We start from the raw sequence: 19,858 nt of genomic DNA, 5'->3' as shown, positions 1-19,858 counted from the left end.
TGACAATCAAAAATCTTCAATCCCCAATCCCCAATCCAAAATCCAAAATCCAAAATCGTTTGACAGTTGACAGTTGACAGTTGACAGTTGACAGTTGACCGCAAGAGGGGGATCTGGCCTCAACGGTAAACGATAGATACAAAAGTTGTTAGGCGATTGTTGACACCTAATGATGCAGCGGGCGTCCGAAACGCCGGTAAGCTTTCGCCAAAACTTGGGATTATTAAATTCTAGGATTCGGACGCGATGGCGTCGAGGGATGGAGAGCCCGGTCATTTAACAATACAGGCTGATTTAGATCAATGTTCACAATCAAATGAAAGCAATGGTATTAACGTCAGAGAAAGGCGATCGCGATGACACCGACTGCGAATTAATTTACGCTCCGGCTTCGATTCAACCTCACGGCATCCTGTTGGTGGTGGAATCTACTGTGTTGAAGATTTTGCAAGTTAGCAATAATACTTTTAAGGCGATCGGCATTTACCCGCAAGAACTTTTGGGCAAGTTTTTACATGGATTTGTCGAGACTGAGGAAATTAAGGCGATTCAAAAAGCTTTATGTGAAAACAGCAATCAAACTAACGATATCAGCTTATCATTCAAAATTCCAAACCGCAAGTCTTTTTTTCATGGGACGCTGTATCAATTAAGTTCGGTATTAATTTTTGAACTAGAGCAGGTTGTTTCCCCAAAAGCGAGCAATTATTTCAATTCTTATCATTTAGTCCAAAAGCCGATCGACAAAATCCACAACACGCCAAACCTGCAATTGCTGTGTCAGACAGTGGTAGAAGAGGTGCGGAGGATGATTGGGTTCGATCGGGCGATCGTCTATCAATTTGATGCCACAGGTGCGGGAAAAGTCGTCGCCGAAGATAAAGCAGAAAATTTGGCTTCTTTATTGGGAATGCACTATCCGGCTGCCGATATTCCCCCGCAGGCTAGAAAGCAGTTCACCATGAATTTAATTCGATTTATTCCCGATATTCACTATCAGGCTGTAGAACTAATTCCTGAGTGCAATCCGCTGACCGGTCGCCCCCTGGATATGGGCTTATCTTTGTTGAGAACAGTTTCGCCTTGCCACGTTCAATATCTCAAGAATATGAACATTGGCGCTAGCATGACCGTGACATTAATCAAAGATCGAAAACTCTGGGGATTGATCGCCTGTCACCACCGAACACCAAAGTATATCAACTACGAAACCAGAACGGCTTGCGAACTGGTAGCAAAGTTTGTAAATCTAGAACTCAGCTACAAACAAGATAGCGAAGACCGGGACTATGCAATTAATTTAAAAGAAATTTGCCATAAATTCATCGCTGAAATTTCTCAATCACACTGCTTTGTAGAAGGTTTACTTAAATCCCGAGATGAATTGCTGGCATTAGTGGGCGCTATCGGTGGAGTTGTCTGTGCTAATGAAAATCTAACAGCCATTGGCACAACCCCAGAATTGGGAGAAATCAGAAACTTAATAGCTTGGATAAAACCTCAAATAAATAATGATGTTTTTTATACAGATTCTCTCTCAAAACTGTATCCGCCATCGGAGAAATTCAAGAAAATTGCTAGCGGTTTGCTGGTGCTTGCCATATCCGAGATGCAAAATTATTACATTTTGTGGTTCCGTCCCGAAGCAATTCAAACTGTCAACTGGGCAGGTAAACCCGACTGGCCAATTGAATTTAAACCGGATGGCACCCCATTGATGTCTCCTCGCACTTCCTTTGAGTTGTGGCAAGAAACTGTGAGGTCAAAATCTTTGCCTTGGCTGCCTTGCGAAATCGAAATTGCCCGAGAACTGCGAGTTGCTATTGCTAGCATTGAGTTGCGGAAAATCAACCAGCAGCTCAACTTAGCTTTGTCGGCTACCAAAATTGGATTTTGGGACTGGGACATACAGAAAAATCGCATGGTTTGGTCGAGGGAACATGAAGAGTTGTTTGGATTGGCGCCTGGAACTTTTGGCGGAACAGATCAAAGTTTTGCAGCTTGCGTTCACCCGGAAGATTTAAAAGCTTTGGAGAATGCTAGGAATCAGGCCCTCGCCGAGCGATCGGATTTCTGTCACGAACACCGCGTGGTTTGGCCCGATGGCAGCATTCACTGGATGGAAGGGAAAGGTAAGTTTTTTTACACCGAAACGGGCGAAGCTGTGCGGATGGTGGGCACAGTTACAGAAATTACCGATCGCAAAGCTAAAGAATTACAGTTGCGTTTGTTGGAATCAGTCATCACCACGACTAACGACGCGGTGTTAATTACCGAAGCTGAACCGATTGACGAACCGGGCCCACGAATTCTGTATGTCAACCCAGCTTTCACGCGGATGAGCGGCTATACGCTAGAAGAAGTTGTGGGCAAAACGCCGCGCATCTTGCAAGGAGAAAAAACAAATAGGGCAAGTCTCGATCGCATTCGGAGAGCTTTGAAAACCTGGCAGCCGGTGCGGGTTGACTTGATCAATTACCGCAAAGACGGGACGGAATTTTGGGTAGAATTGAGCATTGTGCCGATCGCAGATGAAACTGGTTGGTTTACCCATTGGGTGGCAGTGCAGCGCGACATTAGCGATCGCAAACAAGCTGAAGCCGCCCTCCAACAGCTCAACGAACTCTTAGAAATGCGAGTTTTGCAGCGCACCAGAGAACTAGAAATTTCTCAAACAGAACTGCGGGAAAGCGAAGCTTTATTTCGTTCTCTGAGCGAGAGTTCTCCTGTCGGCATCTTCAAAATAGATGCTGAGGGGAAATGTACCTATACAAATCCGCGCTGTCAAGCAATTGGTGGCTTCACAGCCGCAGAAGCTTTAGGAGACGGCTGGATGCGATTTGTTCACCCCGAAGATATCAAACTAATTCAGTCTAAGTGGTCGGAATTGCGATCGCCTGGTGAAGAACTTTCCTGCGAATTCCGCCACATCCAGCCAGATGGAACAATCCGTTTTGGTCGGGCAAAAGCAGCTCCGATTTTTGCCGATGGAGGTCAACTAATTGGTTACGTCGGCACAGTCACAGATATCACAGAAAGTCGAGCAATTGAAAAAATGAAAAATGAGTTTATTTCCATTGTGAGCCACGAACTGCGAACGCCGCTAACCTCAATTCGCGGTTCTTTAGGTTTGCTGGCGGCTGGGGTGCTCAAAGATCGACCGGAAACTGCCAAACAGATGTTAGAAATTGCGTCAAGCGATACCGAACGGTTAGTGCGTTTGGTCAACGATATTCTCGATTTAGAGCGACTCGATTCGAGCCAAGTTACCATTGTTAAGCAGTGGTGCGATGTGCAGGTTTTGATGCGGAAGTCTGCGGAAGCTGTGATGTCTGTGGCTGCTGAAAATAAGATTAATTTGTCGATTTTGCCCGCAACGGCACAAATTTGGGCTGACCCGGACAGGATTGTGCAACTGCTGGTAAATTTGTTGAGCAATGCGATTAAATTTTCGGCTCCGGGGTGTACAGTAACTGTCAGGGTTGAAGATTTGGTCGATTCCCTACGGGATAGCTACGCTTCACGGGTTTTATTTGAAGTCAAAGATCGAGGGAGGGGGATTCCTGCTGATAAACTAGAAACTATTTTTGGACGGTTTCAACAGGTCGATGGTTCTGACTCCCGCCAAAAAGGAGGTACGGGTTTGGGTTTGGCTATCTGTCGCAGCATCGTGCAGCAGCACGGAGGCAGAATTTGGGCCGAAAGTGTTGTCTCTGAAGGCACGAGTTTCTATTTCACAGTGCCTGCACCGCCCGAAGGCGAAGGGGAGAAGTTTTGAGATTATTTTCAGTCTTGAACGCACGCACTCTATATAGGGTGGGCACTGCGTATCGGTGTGCATTGCCCACCCTACTAATATCAAATCGCATCGGAATTATTAGCCGAAATGAGGAGACGGCTTGGCCTTAGTCCCTACAATTAATCTGGGGTAGGGACTAAGGCTAAGCCGTCTCCTTTCCTCTATCATGTATGAGCGCAGCCGGAATTGATATAAGTTTTCTTTCAGTTTACGATGATTAATTTAAAATAAGGGTTTTAATTATGTCAGCAAAGCAGATTCTGGTAATCGATGACGAACAAAACCTCTGTAGCGTGATTCAGGCTTGTCTAGAACATTTAGGTGGCTGGAGGGTGCTGATTTCGCCCGAGGCCAGCAAAGGATTGGTTTTAGCTGAAACTCAAGTCCCTGATGCTATTCTACTCGATGTAATGATGCCCGATATGGACGGAGTTACTTTGTTTGGTTTGCTGCAAAAAAATGCGACTACTCGAGAGATTCCGGTGATTTTTCTGACGGCTAAGGTGCAGGCGATGGATTTGAACGAGTTTGCTGATTTGGGGGTAGCAGGGGTGATTGCCAAGCCTTTCGATCCTTTGAGTTTGGCGCAGCAAGTTGCGGGAATTTTGGGTTGGGAAACGTTGCTTTAAGCTGGGGAAAGTTGACTGTTAACTCTCAGCAAAGGAGGACACGGCAATGCCGTTTCTTGCGCCGCAAAATAATCGTAGCACGGGCTCTCTTGCTCTCTTGCCATCGCGCGATCGAGAAATATAACCATCGCAAGCATTTATTGTAGGGACACGGCACTGCCGTGTCCTTTCTGTGGGTAATATTAATTCCGATGCTACGGGATTTGATCTAACGGGGAATTTAAGCCGGATGGCGATCGGAAATCCGGTTTATGGTTCTCAGCCTCTTGCTAAAATCTCGCAATTATCTTGGTGAACCGACTTTCTCCGTCCCGGAAAGTCGAAGTTTTCGGGCTGTTTTCAGAATTTCCTCATTTTTTTGATTTAGCTTTGAGATCGATCGGTGATTGGTTACTTCAAACCCTGATTCCCTAGAAGTTCCAGAGATAACCTCAGGGAGTCGGGGTCTTTTGTTGCCCATAAAGTCGATCGGCTTTATGCGTATTTATACTTAGATTACTGTTGTATAAATTACAGATTGTTGCTCGATCGACCAAATGGTTTAAGCCATACTCCCTAATACAGCGAAGTTGGTAGGGAAAAACCCGGTTTCTGCCTAAGTGTTATAATCCATGCTTTGAGCAAAATATATTGATTTAAAACAATGACGATCTTCATAATTTCCTCATATTTTTTAGATAATGTTTATCCCAGGTTCTTCAAGTGAAGGTCGCACTCTCAGTAGCATCCGGCTGCCAAAAAACAAACCTGTTGTCAGGAGAGTTTGGTGAGTGACGGTACTTTTGATTGAGGAGTGCGACAACACAACCAACCTGAATCAATCAGGGGTTAGGCACTGCATACCAACCAAACTGGGTTTTTCAACCGGAAAAAACTGGTTTCGGTGCAAGTATTCTAAGTGTTGGCAGGAAAAATCAATCAAAAATAAATTAATAACTGAGGATGTGATTCGTGCTGTCGAATAACGTCGAGAAAATAAGTAGGTCATTTTGTCAACAGCCAAACTCGCAATTGCGACGAATAGGCAAAGCGAAGTCTGAGTAAGTTTTTTAAAGAGTGTGGAGATTTCTCAAATGTCATATCAGCTATCTTCTCAAGGTAACAACCAAATCTTGTGCTATTACGCCAATGCTACTAACCAAATTCAGGTTTTGCGGATTGGAAACATTCCTAATTGGTACTTTGAAAGAGTGATGTTTCCGGGGCAGCGAATGATGTTTGAAGCTGCGGCAACAGCAGTATTAGAAATTCATACAGGCGCGGTGGCAAGTGCTATTTTATCGGACAATATTCCCTGCTACGTGCTGCGGGTTATAGAAGAGGTAAGTTCTGAGTTCGATCGGGTTATTCCGGAAGCAAAATATGCGGTATTAGCGCGCTAAAGTTCCGGAGAAATGAGACGAACTGGATCGGGGGCAACAAATATCTAAGTTCAGTAGTATTTGGGAAATTGGGAAAATGCAGAAAAATCTTGTCAATATCACCTTGGGCGTAGTCACAGAGGAAGTAGAAATTATCTTGGGGTCTTATCCCAACCATCCCCACCAACAGGTTTTTTCACACTCGGGCTTGCGGCAGGATTTAATTGCTTACGTGCTGAGCAGAGTTCCTAATAAATATACTGCGATCGACTCCGGCGAGTCAGCGAACCAAAAAGTTCAGGTTCGCTGTTCTTCAGAACAGTTGCTACAGATAGAAAATTTGATTCATACTGGCATTCGCGACTTACTGCACAGCTATCAGAAGGTAGATTATCGCGTTCGGGAAGAAGTTAAATTCGATTCTAGAGTTGGTAGTTGGTTTAGATAGTTTTCGGTAATTGAGGGAGATGCCGAGATCCTCGGCACTCTCGATCGCCCGATCGAGCTAAAATTGTCTGTACGCAGAGCTTGCATTCAACACTTTTGGTAATCGCGGCAGCCCTCGCAGGGGCCATTGGGGTTGACAGCACAGCGCAGAATTTCCGATCGAGCGTTAAAGTGGCAGCTAGCAACTCCGATAACCCAGATGCCGCTGACAAATGTTCTTTCCGTCGGCAGTGCGGCAGACTGCACGTACAAGGCAATTTTTTGCAGTTGGTAGCGCCCGGATTTGAGTTGATAGCGGTGGTGGCGTTCCAAGACAGCGTAGGTTTTTCCCTCTAAATCCAGATAGTTCCCCGGTTGTGGCGTCCAATCCAGCCGAATGTTCCCTAGGGATTGGCGGGAGTGAGAGAGAATCACTTCTACTGGTAAAGTATTTTGTTCCATGTGCGGTGCGACAAGCGAGTACAAGCTGATGGTATCGCAATCTCCGTGTTTGTAGTGAGGACTTCAGTCCTCTGATCTTATGAGGACTAAAGTCCTCACTACGAACCTTTAATGGCCTTTTATACCATCAAAATTCCCAAAAATAAGTCATTCCTTCCAGGATTCCCCCAGCGCAAGCAGAGCCAGCTAAATAATGATTTTCAGTACCATATTCGCGATGCCATGCTAAGAGTTCTGACATAGCGTTAGCAACGATTATTCCCCGAACATCCTGTTCAAACATACTAATATCATTGCCAGAATCGCCGCAAACTAATGTTGCGTCCGATGGAATTTGGAGGCGCTGTTGTAAATAAGTTAGGGCATTGCCTTTATTGCTAGTTTTTGGTAAGATATCTAGATCGCGATTGCTGCTAAAAATGATTTGAGCTGCTAGTCCCGATGCGGTTAATTTTTGCTGCAATTCCTGGAGAATCGAGCTGTTGTCTGCTTCTGGTTCCAGACAATAACTGATTTTCCAAGGATTTTGTTCTGTTAGGGATTGGGCTTTAAGCTGCTTAAACTGTTGAGCTAAAGAGGCGATCGCAATTTTATCCCAGTTTTGAGAAATATATTCCGCCCAATCTAAATCGAGGGTGGCATTTTGGTAAATCTCGCTGCCTACACCTGCGATCGTATAGTCGGGGGCTAGCAGTTGCTTTTGGGAAATTAACTCGCAGGTTGAAGCATGGGAACGCCCGGTAGCGTAAACTAAACAAATTTGCGATCGCTTTGATCGCAAGTGCTGGTTTAAAAGTTGAGTTGCTTCGTCATCTCCGACTAATGTGTTGTCTAAATCTGTCACTAATAAGAATTTCATTTTGATAATTGGGAATTGTTCAGTTGACAGTTGACAGTTGACAGTTGACAGTTGACAGTTGACAGTTGATAGTTGACCGATTGAGGACACTTGACAAAGGAAGTCCGAGGATTGGACTAATGAATAGTCTGATTTTAATTTCTCCCGATCGGGCGGGCGGGCTTTCAACCAATTGTTTCTGGTAATTCCTTAATTACAAGACTTAATTACAAGAATAAAATTATCTTAGTTTTTGTGATCTTTTGTTGGTTTGTGGTGCGACAGGGGGCGTCAAGCTGCCACAATGGATTAGGTTCAGGATAACTCAAGTCCAGAAGTTGCGCTAGCGAGGGAGTCTGTCAGACGAAAGGCTGATGGGGGTTGAGGTGGAAGTGTCGCAGCTATCGGGGAGAAGGGCTGGCGGATTGATTGAATTGTCGATCGAGCTTTATGACAAGATACAGCACGCGGGCGATCGCAGCAACAGCCCCAAAAGTAAGGGGGCAATTCGTAAATTGCCCCCAAATGAGTTAGAAATTACAAACTTTCCTCAGTCTGAAAAAGCTACTGAAGTCGGTACAGTGCCGAAACTAGCAGCCAGACTGACACCTCTGATCTCCTTAGTATACAACAAGAGGCGACAGAAGTCATAGGATTTGAGATTTTAGATTTGGGAATCACTGATATGGTGTCCGCTGGATTAACCGGACTACGAAAGGTTTGTAGTGCGGACTTCAGTCCGTAAAATGCTGCGGACTGAAGTCCGCACTACAAACCATTTTTGTTATGGTAATCGACCGGACATGATATGATTAGTATCTGTAGGTTGCGTCGCAGAAATATCGTACCAAAAAAAGAGCGAAAATCGAGCGACGCCAAGCACGAAAATATGTGAGAAAACAACGATTTTTTTTTCTTGGTATTAGATCGAATATGGTACAAGGTGGAAGAAACGAGCTTAGGATCGCATATTAAATAATTTACACTCTTGAAAGTGGGATGGGCGTCCCGCCCGTACACAAAGGACGGGGGGGACGCCCATCCCACAAGAACAATAAAGATTATAAGTTATTTAATTCTCATTTCTTATTGAATTGGAAGTTCGATGATAAATTCAGTGCCTTTCCCAGGTTCCGAGAGGCACTGCAATTTACCTTTGTGTTTTTCAACCACAATTTGATGCGAAATTGACAAACCCAAACCGGTGCCTTTACCTACGGGCTTTGTGGTAAAAAATGGGTCAAATAAACGCACGATATTATCTTGGGGAATTCCCGGGCCGTTGTCTGAGATGCGAATATAAATTCTATTGTTATCAATCATTTCAGTTTTGATTGTGATTGCTGGAAAACTTGAATTGGGGGTATTTGTGGCTGGGCTGCTGCTTTCTTCTAAAGCGTCGATTGCATTTGCCAAGATATTCATAAATACCTGATTGAGCTGTCCGGGATGACATGGTATTTTTGGCAGTTCTCCGTATTCTTTAATTACTTCAATTCCCTGCCAGTGTGCCTTGGCTTTTAGCCTGCTGTTCAACATTAACAAGGTACTTTCTAAACCTTCGTGAAGGTCGGCAGGCTTGAATTTAGCTTCGTCTGCCCGGGAAAAATTGCGGAGAGTTTGAATGATTTCTACAATTCGATCGCATCCTGTGTGCATCGAATTTAGCAATTTGGGCAGGTCTTCTGCTAAAAATTCTAAGTCTATATCTTCAGCTTGTTTCTGAATTTTGGCTGGGGGATTCGGCAATTCTTCTCGATACATCTGCACGATGTCTAGCAAGTCGAGAACGTAGCCGCGGACGTGGCAGAGATTGCCGGCGACAAAGCCAACTGGGTTGTTAATTTCGTGGGCAATTCCTGCTAGCACTTGCCCGAGGGAAGACATTTTTTCGGTTTGGACTAATTGCATTTGAGTTTGTTGCAATTCGCGCAAAGCTGTTTGCAATTCCTGGGATTTTTGTCGATCGCGATCGGCAGCAGCAGCCCGTTCTTCCTCAACTCCGATCGCCCCAGCGATAATTCCGATCAGCTTGCAGTCGGCTTCTGTGGGTGCGATCGACTCGGTGTAGACTACGCACACGGCACCCACGTAATTCTCACCCAGCCTGACTGCTTGTCCCAGATAGCTTTTGAGTTGGTAGCGGATAACAGCGGGATCGATTTCGCCGTAGATCGTGTTCTGCAAGTCAGGAATCGCCACAGCCCGATCGCTGGCTTGGTGGCAGACATCGGTGCAGACATGGCCTTCGGCGCGATCGACCTCTGGGTAATCGGGCGGCGCTTGCCAAGTCGCGATCGCGCGCAGCAGCCCGCCTCCGACGTGGCTGTAGATGGCGCTGCTGCCGCCCAAAAGCTCGCCGGCTAAGGATGTCAGGCGCTGAATGTTCAAGCCCGCGTCGGTGGTGAATCCCAAAAAGCACTCGTTGATTTTGCTGAGGCGGTACTCTGCTTGTCTGCGCGCCGTCATGTCGCGGGAGTTGATCGCAATTCCGTTCACAGCGGGGTCTGCTAGCAAGTTGATGCCGACTCCTTCGAGAAAACACCAAGAACCGTCAGGGCGCCGGAACCGACCTTTGAGGGCGATCGGATCGCCGGGATTTGCGAGCAGTTTTTCGCCGTCGGAAATCGCCGAGGGCAGGTCGTCAGGGTGAATGAAATCGAGGGCAATTTGACCGATGAGTTCCTCTGGTTCGTAGTCCAAGACTGTTTCTACAGAAGGGCTTTCGTAAACAATGCGACCGCAGCCGTCGAGAATGGTAATGATGTCGGAACTGTTGAGAATTAGCGATCGCCACTTAGCTTCATTTTGCAGTAAAGCTGATTCGGCAAGTTTGCGATCGGTAATATCCTCTACCATTTCCAAAATAAACTGTGGCGTTTCGTGACTGCTGTGGATGACAGAGGCGCTGAGGCGTCCCCACCTGATGCTGCCGTCTAGGCGGAGGTAGCGCTTCTCGATTTGGTAAGCTTCGCGCGATCCTGAGACCAACTGTTGGCGCAAGTGGCGATCGGACTTTGCGTCTTCCGGATGCGCCCAGTCGTCGATGCCGGCGCCGCGCAGTTGGGCTTCCGATCGCCCCAGCATAGCTTGAAATGCCGGATTAGTCGCGATCGCCACGCCTTCGAGGGTAGCCACTGTCATGCCGATCGCAGCGCGTTCAAAAATTGCCCGAAACCGCTGTTCGCTGTCCCGCAAAGCTGCCTCTGCTTCGACTTCCTGAGTGATGTCCCGCCCCGCCACTGCCATGCCTTTGCGGGAACCGTCGGGGTTAAACAGCGGCACTTTCCGCACTTCAAACCAATTGCTGCCGCCTGTAGGTAAGGAGACAACTTGGCGGGTGCAAGTCAGAGTACCGGCTTCCCAGGTAGTTTCCTCGGTTTCTTGCCAAGTTAGCAGGATTTCTCTGACTCTCGGATCGGCAGTAGCAGCAAGTTCGGCGGTAGTTTTGCCCTGGTAGTCTGAGGTATCGAGGCCCAAAAGTTGGAGGGCGCAGTCGTTAGCAATCAGCCAGCGCCCCTCGCTGTCTGTGAGGTTGACTGCGTCGGGTACGGCATCGATCGCGGTTTTCAGCCAATATTCTCGATCGCCCAGGGCTGCTTCAGCGCGCTTGCGATCGGCGATTTCGGCGACGGTTCCCTCGTAGTAAAGGAGTTCGCCGTTTTCGCCCTCAACTTCGCGCACGTTTTCCGAGATCCAGGTAGTGCTGCCGTCCCGGCGGAGTATGCAGGACTCAAACTCTTTCAGGGAGCCTTTTTTGGTAATAGTAGCGACGAATTGGGCGCGGCGGGTGCGATCGACATAAATGTTTGTTGCCGAACATTTTGCGATCAGTTCTGACGGAGAATCGTAGCCGTAGATGCGGGCGAGTGCCGGGTTGGCGCTGAGGTAGCGCCCGTCTGGGGCGATTTGAAATATGCCTTCGGTGGCGTTTTCAAAGATGCTGCGGTATTTTGCCTCGGCTTGTTTGAGGGCTTCTTCTGCTTGAATGCGATCGGTGATCTCAGCTTGGACGCCGATGAAGTGGGTAACGGTGCCGCTGCTATCGCGCACCGGTGAGATGGTGAGTTCATTCCAGAAGGGCGTGCCGTCTTTGCGGTAGTTTTTCAGAACTACTTTGCAGTCGTGTTGTTCTCGCAGGGCTGCGCGGATGCGATCGACGGCTGCGCGATCGGTATCCGGGCCTTGCAGGAAACGGCAGTTGTGTCCGATGATTTCGCTGCGATCGTAGCCTGTAATCTTCTCGAAGGCTGGGTTGCAGTAGACGATTGGGTTGTCCGGAAGTGTAGCGTCCGCGATCGCGATGCCGTTGCTGGTAGCTGCCAGGGCGCGATCGTACAGCCTCCATACTTCTTCTATTAAATTCGGTGCATTGGGGCCGGTACGATTCGGCGATAGATTGTCAAAAGGAATACTTATATCGATCTGCATAAGTTTTTATAGATTGAGTTTATTATCGATCGCGATCGGCAGCATACCCTGCAATTTTAACAAAAATTTCCTATTTTCTTATATAGCCTTTCTCAAAAAGATGAGGTATGACTGACAGCTTATATAACCCTTAAATTAAGAGGGCCCTCTTCCCAACAACGTCCGCGAATATGAGAGCTAGATCCACTATATGTCGAAGTTAGAAAATCATCCTCCAAAATTTATGCATTAAATTATACCAACAATAAATCAGTGTGCCGGGTTTTTCTTGCCTTCTACCTTGTAATTTTTGCATTCAAACGACTCTTACCCGTTAACTTATAATAGTTGTTGTCGCGCCTTCTCTATCTCTGGTATAGTTTATACCATTTGAGATTTTAGACTTTAGATTGGGACTTGCTGATGAATCTCGCAGTTGGGAGTTTACCTACAGTTGCATTCATTTTTAAAACTAATATTAATTAACAGCGTTTAGTCGGCTTACTGCTGCCGGCAATAAAGTTTTACCTCTAGAGCCAAAATAGAAACTCTAGCTCTAGTGAAATGTTTTTAATCAAATCTTTTTTAGTTGTTAAACGATCCAAACTATTCTGAAAAAAAACCGAGTCAAGATTAATTTTGAACGATCGCAGCCAGTTCGGAAATATCATCGATCGCAAAAGTCGGTGCTAGGGCCAGACACTCAGCGCGATCGCCATATCCGTAAGCCGCCCAACAAACATCTATCCCAGCATTTTTAGCAAACAGCAAATCAACCGCTGTATCGCCAACCATTAACACTTGACTGTTATCCAAATCCGGGAACAGCGGTTTAATTATCGAGTGAAAAACACTTGGATTGGGTTTTTGAATAATTTGTCCGTCATCACCTAAAATCAAATCAAAAAAACCGTTAATTCTCAACTTTTCCAGGAACAGATTTACAAAACTCAGGTGTTTGTTGCTGAAAACTATCAAGCTCAATCCCGACTTGCTCGCCAACTGCAAAATTTGCTTGGTACCAGGAAATAAATCGAGCTGCTTTTCACCTTCAGTCCGATAATAAGAGCGGTAAGTTTCAACCCATTCGGGAATTGCGCTTTCCTCGATCGCCGGATGAAGCATTTTAAAAGTATTTGGTAAATTAATGCCGATCGTCCCTTGAATTATATCTGCCTCAGGCGGTGTATTACCAAAACTTTCAAAAGTTTTAGTAATGCAAGATATAATGGCTTTATGAGTAATTGCCAAAGTGCCGTCAAAGTCGAAAATAATTAACTTGTACTGACTCATATTCCGTTCCCAGTGTGAAGTATAATCTTTAAACATTCAAGAGGTCAAGATGAATGTCACCGAAAAACCCGAATTTTTAGCAACAGACTTTCCAGACCACACTCAATTACCAGACTCCGACGGTACTTTTGTGAAAAACTTTCAAGAACACCCTCAAAGCATCCTCTTAACAACATCAATTAGACCTATTCTAGACCAAGTTCATCCCGACGGACAATACTGCATCGGTCAAGATTCAGGTATTTACTGGCGAGTAGCGCAACCCCCGGAACCGCCCGAAAAAGGAGCCGAAGCACCAGATTGGTTTTACGTGCCCGACGTGCCGCCAACTCTCGACGGAAATATGCGGCGTTCCTATGTGATGTGGAAAGAATTAATGCCGCCGTTAATTATACTAGAATTTGTTTCGGGAGATGGCAGCGAAGAAAGAGATAAAACTCCCAAAAAGGGGAAATTCTGGATTTACGAACGGATTATTAGACCTGCTTTTTACGGAATTTATGAAGTCAAAAAAGCCAAAATAGAATGCTATCATTTGGTAGAAGATAGATTTGAGTTAATGTCAGAAAATCAGCGCGGACATTACCAAATCGAGCCAATGGGATTGGAATTGGGCATTTGGCAAGGAGTTTATCAGGGCGTAGAACTGCCTTGGCTGCGCTGGTGGGATGCTGAGGGGAATTTGCTGCTGGCCGCTGATGAACGGGCAGAACAAGCCGAATTAGCAGCAGAACAAGAACGACAAAGGCGCATAGAAGCTGAGTTGCGAATTCAAGCTTTAGAAGCGCGTTTGCGAGAGTTAGAAGGCAGCTAATAGGTAGCCAGAAACCGGGTTTTTCCGCCAAAATATTCGCAAAAAATCCTCAATCTCCCAAAAACCCGGTTTCTTTGAACCTACCAGAAAGAATTGCTTGAAAGCCCAATCAGACTATTCATTACTCCAATCCTCGGACTTAAGGGTAGAGGTCGCTCTCAAACTGTCAACTGTCAACTGTCAACTGTCAACTGTCAACTGTCAACTGTCAACTGTTGAAGCAGCGGTGACGAGAAACCGGGTTTTTTCGCCCAAGTATTCGATTCAAACCCTCAATCTCGCCAAAAACCCGGTTTCTTGATTGGCAGCTACCAGCCCCAAAAACAAGATTGACATCGGTTCTAATCCAGAATTTGCGTATATTAATTGATTAGTAAAGTATTGCATCACTTTTGTGTAAGTCCTATGGCACTAATTGTTCAGAAATATGGTGGAACATCGGTTGGTACAGTCGATCGCATTTTAGAAGTAGCCCGACGAGTAGTCAAAACAGTACAGCTTGGAAACTCCCTCGTCGTCGTACTTTCAGCAATGGGGAAAACCACCGACGGTTTAGTGAAACTCGCTAAGGAAATTTCCCCAAATCCCAACAAACGGGAAATGGATATGTTGCTTTCCACTGGGGAACAAGTATCGATCGCACTTTTGAGTATGGCATTGCAGGAAATGGGACAGCCCGCAATTTCCCTCACCGGCGCCCAAGTCGGCATCGTCACCGAAGCCGCCCACACCCGCGCCCGGATTTTGCGAATCGATCCGGCGCGCATGGAAACCCAGTTAAATAGCGGAAAAGTTGTCGTCGTTGCCGGTTTTCAAGGCATCGCCGACGCCGGAGAATTGGAAATCACCACCTTGGGGCGCGGCGGTTCCGATACCACAGCAGTAGCCCTCGCCGCAGCGCTGCGGGCCGACAGATGCGAAATTTATACCGACGTGCCCGGAATTCTAACTACAGATCCGCGCTTGGTAGCCGACGCGCAATTGATGGATGAGATCACCTGCGACGAAATGCTGGAATTGGCGAGTTTGGGTGCAAAAGTCCTGCATCCGCGCGCCGTCGAGATTGCCAAAAATTACGGCGTGCCGCTGATCGTGCTTTCTAGCTGGAGTGACGCCCCCGGTACGCGGGTGGTGTCGCCTCCCCCCCAACCCCGGCCTTTGGAGGGCTTGGAGCTCGCAAAAGCGGTCGATGCGGTGGAATTTGACTTGGATCAGGCGGGGGTGTCGCTGTTGCGTTTGCCCGATCGCCCGGGAGTAGCAGCGCGGTTGTTTGGTGCGATCGCGCAGCAAAATCTCGATGTAGACTTAATTATCCAATCAATTCACGAAGGAAATACGAACGATATCGCCTTTACAGTCAGGCGAAATTCGCTGAATCAAGCTGTCGCGGTTGCAGATGCAATTGTCCCCGCCTTGGGTAAGAATTCTCGCCCAGAATTGGGGGAACCCGAAGTGAAAGCAGAGGAACGACCCATAGCTAAAGTTAGCATTGCGGGTGCGGGAATGATCGGGCGGCCGAGGGTAGCAGCCGAGATGTTTAAGACTTTGGCGGATGCGGGAATTAACATTCAGATGATTTCCACTTCCGAGGTGAAGGTTAGTTGTACGATCGATGCTACGGATTGCGATCGGGCAGTTGCCGAACTCTGCAAAGCATTTGATGTCGCCAACTCCCCTGTCGGGCTGCATTCCTCATCGAACAAACCGCCCGCAGTCAGGGCTGTAGCGTTGGATCTCAATCAAGCGCGTCTGGCAATTCGCCAATTACCCGATCGCCCCGGAGTAGCAGCAAAACTGTTCGGACTGTTAGCCGAAGAAAATATCAGCGTAGATACAATCATTCAATCGCAACGCTGCCACAATATCGACGGCATCTTAACCCGCGATATTGCATTTACCGTAGCACAAATTGACGCCGAATCTGCGAAAACAGTCTTGGAAAAATCAGCCGTTGAATTCGGCTGGGGCGAAGTAGCAGTCGATACAGAAATCGCCAAAGTTAGCGTAGTCGGTTCCGGGATGGTAGCGCATCCGGGAGTAGCGGCAAAGATGTTTGAAGCGCTTTCGCAGCACAAAATCAACATTCAAATGATTGCGACTTCCGAGATTAAAATTAGCTGCGTTGTGGATGAAGCACAAGGTGTCACAGCTTTGAAAGCAATTCACGCCGCGTTTGAGCTTTCGGGGAGTGAAAGAATCCAAGTTCCCGCCTGATAAAGGTTCGGACTCAGGACTTTAGTCCTTTCTTACAGGTTTGTAGTAAGGACTTCAGTCCTAATTTATTATGAACTAGCAACAAAAGTTCTTACTGCAAATTCCCGAGCATTAAACTGTGTTAGGATCGAATTGGCGATCGACTAAAAGGAATTTAATCTTATGACAGTAGCTAACGAAAAAATTACTGATACCAGCAGCAATAGCGGTTTATCGAATTTTCGCATCACTGTTGAAGGTCTGCTAGAACTTTTAGATTTAGAAGAAGAGGATGAGTACGGAATTTTAAGACCAACTGAATATGCTTTCAGGACAGCGATGAAATTAATTGCTGAAGCCTATGATAGTATGGGGAACAGTTTTCCTAAATGCTCGATTGGTACAGATGACCAAGGTAGTATTAGACTGGCTTGGCAAAATCTAAATACTGATTGTAGAGTCAGGTTATTCTGCCCATCTAATGCCGAGGGGAAAGCTTACATTTATCATCAGAAGAATCAGGAATATAAATCGGAAGATCTCATTTCCGCGTCAACGTTAGTTCATTGGCTAGAGTGGTTTAACCAGGTATGACTGATAAATTTTAGAGGAGTCACTCAGATGCAGTCTTAAATATGTAATGAAGTGCTATAATAATTATTGTTCGTGGATAAAATTTATCCAATTTGTTCTGCGAATGACATTTTTATGACTAAATACTTATGACTACAAACTATGAATTCGATTCTTTAGCTGACAGTGCTATTGTCTATAGAGCTTTACTTCGGAGACAATGGATTGATGAAACCAGCGATATAGTTTTACTTTTCGCTTATTTACTTCGACCCAATGAGCCTGGTTTATCGGTAACAATTGCCAGTGTTTGTTCACCCGAACAATGTGCAGCAAAGTTCAACAATTGTTTCGGAGTTGCTAGTCTGCAAGTAGGACAAATTCGTGAATTAGGTTTAGATGCAGTACCTGATTCAGCATCCCACGCTCTGATTGTCGGTTTACCTCAGGTGAAAGATGACCGAGACAGGGCTGAAAGATTAGCTGATTTGTTAGCAGAGCGATCGAGAATTGTATGGACACCTTCGCAAACATAGCTGAGCAAGTTTTCAGATTAAATCCGGGTTAAAAACCCCTGATAATACTCGGCGGTTTCAACCGTCGAGTATTTCTTTCGCGATCGCCTCCACCACCGGCACGCAAACCGAATTTCCAATTTGCTTGTAACTTTCCCCCGCACTCGGATAACTCTTAAAATCTTCAGGAAAACCCATCAGACGGTAGCATTCCTTCAGCGTCAGCTTTCGCACCAAATCTCGATCGCGAAAATAGATAAAAAACCTGCCCGATGTTTCTTGCGAAGGAATTGTCGGATGCACGCCATCCACCGAATAAATGCGATTCGGCTGTCTGTGAACTCTCGATAAATGTTCTGTATTCGGCCTGACGCCAGTTTTCCAAGTACCTTTATTCCTATAGCCTACAAATAACAATCCCGAATCCTGCTTTCTCGGATATTCAATTAAAGTATACTCGGATTTGTCCAATATTTCAAAATCTCCTGTCTCGTCTAGAAATTCCCTGAGTTTTGGCGGAAACTTGGTTTTAAGTCGAAAAAAATTGAATTCTTTACCCTTAGTTGCAATAATGAATATTCGTTCGCGATGTTGAGGAATGCCAAAGTCTTTAGCATTTAGAATTTGATGATTTACGCTGTATCCCAAATCTTCAAGGCTGGCAATAATTACTTTTAAGGTATTTCCCTTGTTGTGATGGATTAAATGCTTGACATTTTCCAGAACAACTACTTGAGGTTGCTTTACTTTAATAATTTTACAAATCTCGAAAAACAGCGTCCCTCTAGTATCTTCAAAACCCAGCTTTTTGCCGCAGATGCTAAAAGGTTGGCACGGAAACCCAGCTACTAAAACATCAAAGTCTGCCAACTCGGCTGGATTGATGTTACTGATGTCTGGAAAAGGCAATTCTCCGAAATTATCTGCGTACACTTCCCGGCATTTGCTGTTAATTTCGCAGGAAAAAACACATTCAAAGCCCATTTTTTCAAAACCTTGTCTGAAACCTCCTATGCCTGAAAATAAGTCTATAAATTTCATCTATAATTTAACGTAAAACATTACTAAATCTAATAATAACAGATTTTGTTCCTCTCTCTTCTTCCACTCTGCGCTCTCTGCGCTCTCTGTGGTTCAAAAAACTAATCTAAACAAAAACCGACATCCCACAGGGAATTGCCGTGTATGCAGATATCGGGTAGAATGTCGATCGCCCAAAAAACTCCCAAACTTGTCCCGCAGCCCACTAAACTAGAAATAGCAGAACCAAATACAGCCATTATCTACTTCCTTTCACCAACCATGAGTCAAACCTTGGAAAACCTCACCGCCATCGACGACAAGCTGTCCAAACGCCACATCGACCTCGATCCGGGCGGCTACTTCATCATTTACATCGATCGCGAAACCAGCCTAATTTGCGCCAAACACTTCACCAACATTATCGACGATCGCGGCCTCGCCGTCGATCCCGAAACCGGCAAACCCATCCCCGCCCGCGGCAAAGTAGAACGCACTCAGTGCACGCTTTTTAGTGGCAGAACCGCCAAAGAACTTTGCGTCAAAATCCTAGAAGAAACCCGCCCCAGCCCGGTGACAATGTTCGATCACGCGGCTTATCTGGGACGGGAATTTGTGCGGGCAGAACTTGCTTTGTTGAACGATCGAGAATACGTTCAAGATTAGTCCCAGCGTCAACTGTCAACTGTCAACTGTCAACTGTCAACTGTTCAAGAAAAACCTTGGTACCAGAAATAAGTCACCATCGGAATCACTGTCGCCAACACCAACAGCACAACCACAACAACTGTGGCATTACCTTGGTCTGTTTCTTCAGCTTTTTTAAACGTGCCTTCAACTTGAATGTTATCAACAACTTTAGGCGCGCCCGGATCTGGTTCGCCGGACATCACAGTCGCAATCCGGGAACTAGCTTCGGAAAATGCCTCGTTGTATTTATTACCTTCTCGCAGCGGCACTTGCACAGTTTCCCCAGCTACACTCTGGGCAATTTCATCGCTTAGCAGTGACTTTACCCCTTCGCCGGTGCGAATTGCCGCGCTGTTGGTAACAGTGTCGAGAACGAGTAAAATTTGGTTATCCTGGTCTTCTTTTGCGGGAAACCACTGTTCAAACAGTTGGTCGGTGAAAGTCGCAGCCGTTTCGCCGTAGTCTAGGCGGTGGATAGTGACAAACCTGACTTGTTTTCCTGTTTTCTGTTCCAGGGTGTCGAGCACGCTGCTGACGTTGCTTTCGGTACTCCGGCTGAGTACGTCGCCTTTGTCCCACACCCAAGTTCGATCGCCCGCCGACAACACTGGCATTTCGTAAACGCCCGTCGCCAATGCCGGCAATACCGCTATCTGGGATGCGATCAGGACGATCGCGATCGCCACAGCCGCTTGTTGGAGATAATTTCTCCAGTTAAATAATTGCTCTAGTCTAGTCATCAGAAAAATGGGTTTGAAACCCCGTCCTTTCAGGACGGCTTTACATTTGTTGTTACTACCGCCTTGGAGTCGCAAGAGTTCGGTGTGATGAAAGT

At 46.2% G+C, this 19,858-nt stretch carries 16 protein-coding genes; 10 read left to right on the top strand and 6 right to left on the bottom strand.

What is annotated here, in order from left to right:
* The first annotated feature begins 325 nt into the window (after window positions 1-325).
* From JGK36_RS30130 to JGK36_RS30115, 4 genes are all read left to right on the top strand, one after another.
* The gene (locus JGK36_RS30130) at window positions 326-3,778 is read left to right on the top strand and encodes a PAS domain S-box protein (protein ID WP_293198944.1); all 3,453 of its coding nucleotides are present in this window, start codon (window positions 326-328) and stop codon (window positions 3,776-3,778) included.
* A gap of 263 nt (window positions 3,779-4,041) precedes the next feature.
* Complete coding sequence (locus JGK36_RS30125) at window positions 4,042-4,428, top strand: response regulator (RefSeq protein ID WP_293154432.1); 387 nt, start codon at window positions 4,042-4,044, stop codon at window positions 4,426-4,428.
* A 1,073-nt stretch (window positions 4,429-5,501) separates the two neighbouring features.
* Window positions 5,502-5,810, top strand: a complete 309-nt coding sequence (locus JGK36_RS30120; RefSeq protein WP_293175572.1) for a DUF1830 domain-containing protein — start codon at window positions 5,502-5,504, stop codon at window positions 5,808-5,810.
* Between the two features lie 76 nt (window positions 5,811-5,886).
* Window positions 5,887-6,237, top strand: coding sequence for a hypothetical protein (locus tag JGK36_RS30115; protein WP_293175574.1), 351 nt, complete (start codon window positions 5,887-5,889; stop codon window positions 6,235-6,237).
* Between the two features lie 86 nt (window positions 6,238-6,323).
* Here the strand turns inward: JGK36_RS30115 and JGK36_RS30110 are convergent, their stop codons facing one another.
* Both JGK36_RS30110 and JGK36_RS30105 read right to left on the bottom strand, forming a co-directional pair.
* Complete coding sequence (locus JGK36_RS30110; protein ID WP_293175576.1) at window positions 6,324-6,677, bottom strand: DUF6464 family protein; 354 nt, start codon at window positions 6,675-6,677, stop codon at window positions 6,324-6,326.
* Between the two features lie 127 nt (window positions 6,678-6,804).
* Entirely contained in the window at window positions 6,805-7,536 is a 732-nt protein-coding gene (locus tag JGK36_RS30105) for a sucrose-phosphate phosphatase (RefSeq protein ID WP_293189806.1), read from the bottom strand.
* 353 nt (window positions 7,537-7,889) lie between these two features.
* Here JGK36_RS30105 and JGK36_RS30100 point away from each other — a divergent pair, with 353 nt between their 5' ends.
* Window positions 7,890-8,168: a hypothetical protein gene (locus JGK36_RS30100; protein WP_293175580.1), complete on the top strand. Its 279-nt coding sequence runs from the start codon at window positions 7,890-7,892 to the stop codon at window positions 8,166-8,168.
* 433 nt (window positions 8,169-8,601) lie between these two features.
* Here JGK36_RS30100 and JGK36_RS30095 read toward each other — a convergent pair whose 3' ends face one another.
* Both JGK36_RS30095 and JGK36_RS30090 read right to left on the bottom strand, forming a co-directional pair.
* Window positions 8,602-11,946, bottom strand: a complete 3,345-nt coding sequence (locus tag JGK36_RS30095; RefSeq protein ID WP_293198943.1) for a PAS domain S-box protein — start codon at window positions 11,944-11,946, stop codon at window positions 8,602-8,604.
* 612 nt (window positions 11,947-12,558) lie between these two features.
* On the bottom strand, window positions 12,559-13,218 hold the full coding sequence (locus JGK36_RS30090) for an HAD family hydrolase (protein WP_293198942.1): 660 nt from the start codon (window positions 13,216-13,218) through the stop codon (window positions 12,559-12,561).
* A 49-nt stretch (window positions 13,219-13,267) separates the two neighbouring features.
* Between JGK36_RS30090 and JGK36_RS30085 the strand changes: the two genes are divergently transcribed.
* The 4 genes from JGK36_RS30085 (at window position 13,268) to JGK36_RS30070 (ending at window position 17,334) form a co-directional block, all read left to right on the top strand.
* Window positions 13,268-14,032, top strand: a complete 765-nt coding sequence (locus tag JGK36_RS30085; protein ID WP_293189804.1) for a Uma2 family endonuclease — start codon at window positions 13,268-13,270, stop codon at window positions 14,030-14,032.
* Window positions 14,033-14,437: 405 nt separating this feature from the next.
* Entirely contained in the window at window positions 14,438-16,246 is a 1,809-nt protein-coding gene (locus tag JGK36_RS30080; protein WP_293175589.1) for an aspartate kinase, read from the top strand.
* A 162-nt stretch (window positions 16,247-16,408) separates the two neighbouring features.
* Window positions 16,409-16,819 carry a hypothetical protein gene (locus JGK36_RS30075; RefSeq protein WP_293175591.1) on the top strand — a complete coding sequence of 137 codons (411 nt, stop codon included), beginning with the start codon at window positions 16,409-16,411 and terminating at the stop codon, window positions 16,817-16,819.
* A 128-nt stretch (window positions 16,820-16,947) separates the two neighbouring features.
* The gene (locus JGK36_RS30070; RefSeq protein WP_293198941.1) at window positions 16,948-17,334 is read left to right on the top strand and encodes a hypothetical protein; all 387 of its coding nucleotides are present in this window, start codon (window positions 16,948-16,950) and stop codon (window positions 17,332-17,334) included.
* Between the two features lie 57 nt (window positions 17,335-17,391).
* Here the strand turns inward: JGK36_RS30070 and dcm are convergent, their stop codons facing one another.
* A complete protein-coding gene (gene dcm / locus JGK36_RS30065) occupies window positions 17,392-18,354 on the bottom strand; it encodes a DNA (cytosine-5-)-methyltransferase (RefSeq protein WP_293198939.1) in 963 nt (320 codons plus the stop codon).
* Window positions 18,355-18,615: 261 nt separating this feature from the next.
* On the opposite strand from dcm, the gene JGK36_RS30060 reads away from it, so the two are divergent.
* Window positions 18,616-18,999, top strand: coding sequence for a DUF4346 domain-containing protein (locus JGK36_RS30060; RefSeq protein WP_293175847.1), 384 nt, complete (start codon window positions 18,616-18,618; stop codon window positions 18,997-18,999).
* Between the two features lie 44 nt (window positions 19,000-19,043).
* Here JGK36_RS30060 and JGK36_RS30055 read toward each other — a convergent pair whose 3' ends face one another.
* On the bottom strand, window positions 19,044-19,763 hold the full coding sequence (locus tag JGK36_RS30055; protein ID WP_293198945.1) for a TPM domain-containing protein: 720 nt from the start codon (window positions 19,761-19,763) through the stop codon (window positions 19,044-19,046).
* Window positions 19,764-19,858: the final 95 nt, after the last annotated feature.

The sequence above is a fragment of the Microcoleus sp. PH2017_35_SFW_U_B genome (assembly GCF_020737865.1).
Classification (GTDB): Bacteria; Cyanobacteriota; Cyanobacteriia; order Cyanobacteriales; family Microcoleaceae; genus Microcoleus.
Note: the sequence above shows the minus strand (reverse complement) of the source record. Positions and strands in the feature narration are given on the sequence as shown.

What these genes read in the sequence shown, in the direction of transcription:
- JGK36_RS30130 (WP_293198944.1), top strand. Translation starts at nt 326, where the DNA reads ATGGTATTAACGTCAGAGAAAGGCGATCGCGATGACACCGACTGCGAA.
- JGK36_RS30125 (WP_293154432.1), top strand. Translation starts at nt 4,042, where the DNA reads ATGTCAGCAAAGCAGATTCTGGTAATCGATGACGAACAAAACCTCTGT.
- JGK36_RS30120 (WP_293175572.1), top strand. Translation starts at nt 5,502, where the DNA reads ATGTCATATCAGCTATCTTCTCAAGGTAACAACCAAATCTTGTGCTAT.
- JGK36_RS30115 (WP_293175574.1), top strand. Translation starts at nt 5,887, where the DNA reads ATGCAGAAAAATCTTGTCAATATCACCTTGGGCGTAGTCACAGAGGAA.
- JGK36_RS30110 (WP_293175576.1), bottom strand. Translation starts at nt 6,677, where the DNA reads ATGGAACAAAATACTTTACCAGTAGAAGTGATTCTCTCTCACTCCCGC.
- JGK36_RS30105 (WP_293189806.1), bottom strand. Translation starts at nt 7,536, where the DNA reads ATGAAATTCTTATTAGTGACAGATTTAGACAACACATTAGTCGGAGAT.
- JGK36_RS30100 (WP_293175580.1), top strand. Translation starts at nt 7,890, where the DNA reads ATGGGGGTTGAGGTGGAAGTGTCGCAGCTATCGGGGAGAAGGGCTGGC.
- JGK36_RS30095 (WP_293198943.1), bottom strand. Translation starts at nt 11,946, where the DNA reads ATGCAGATCGATATAAGTATTCCTTTTGACAATCTATCGCCGAATCGT.
- JGK36_RS30090 (WP_293198942.1), bottom strand. Translation starts at nt 13,218, where the DNA reads ATGAGTCAGTACAAGTTAATTATTTTCGACTTTGACGGCACTTTGGCA.
- JGK36_RS30085 (WP_293189804.1), top strand. Translation starts at nt 13,268, where the DNA reads ATGAATGTCACCGAAAAACCCGAATTTTTAGCAACAGACTTTCCAGAC.
- JGK36_RS30080 (WP_293175589.1), top strand. Translation starts at nt 14,438, where the DNA reads ATGGCACTAATTGTTCAGAAATATGGTGGAACATCGGTTGGTACAGTC.
- JGK36_RS30075 (WP_293175591.1), top strand. Translation starts at nt 16,409, where the DNA reads ATGACAGTAGCTAACGAAAAAATTACTGATACCAGCAGCAATAGCGGT.
- JGK36_RS30070 (WP_293198941.1), top strand. Translation starts at nt 16,948, where the DNA reads ATGACTACAAACTATGAATTCGATTCTTTAGCTGACAGTGCTATTGTC.
- dcm (WP_293198939.1), bottom strand. Translation starts at nt 18,354, where the DNA reads ATGAAATTTATAGACTTATTTTCAGGCATAGGAGGTTTCAGACAAGGT.
- JGK36_RS30060 (WP_293175847.1), top strand. Translation starts at nt 18,616, where the DNA reads ATGAGTCAAACCTTGGAAAACCTCACCGCCATCGACGACAAGCTGTCC.
- JGK36_RS30055 (WP_293198945.1), bottom strand. Translation starts at nt 19,763, where the DNA reads ATGACTAGACTAGAGCAATTATTTAACTGGAGAAATTATCTCCAACAA.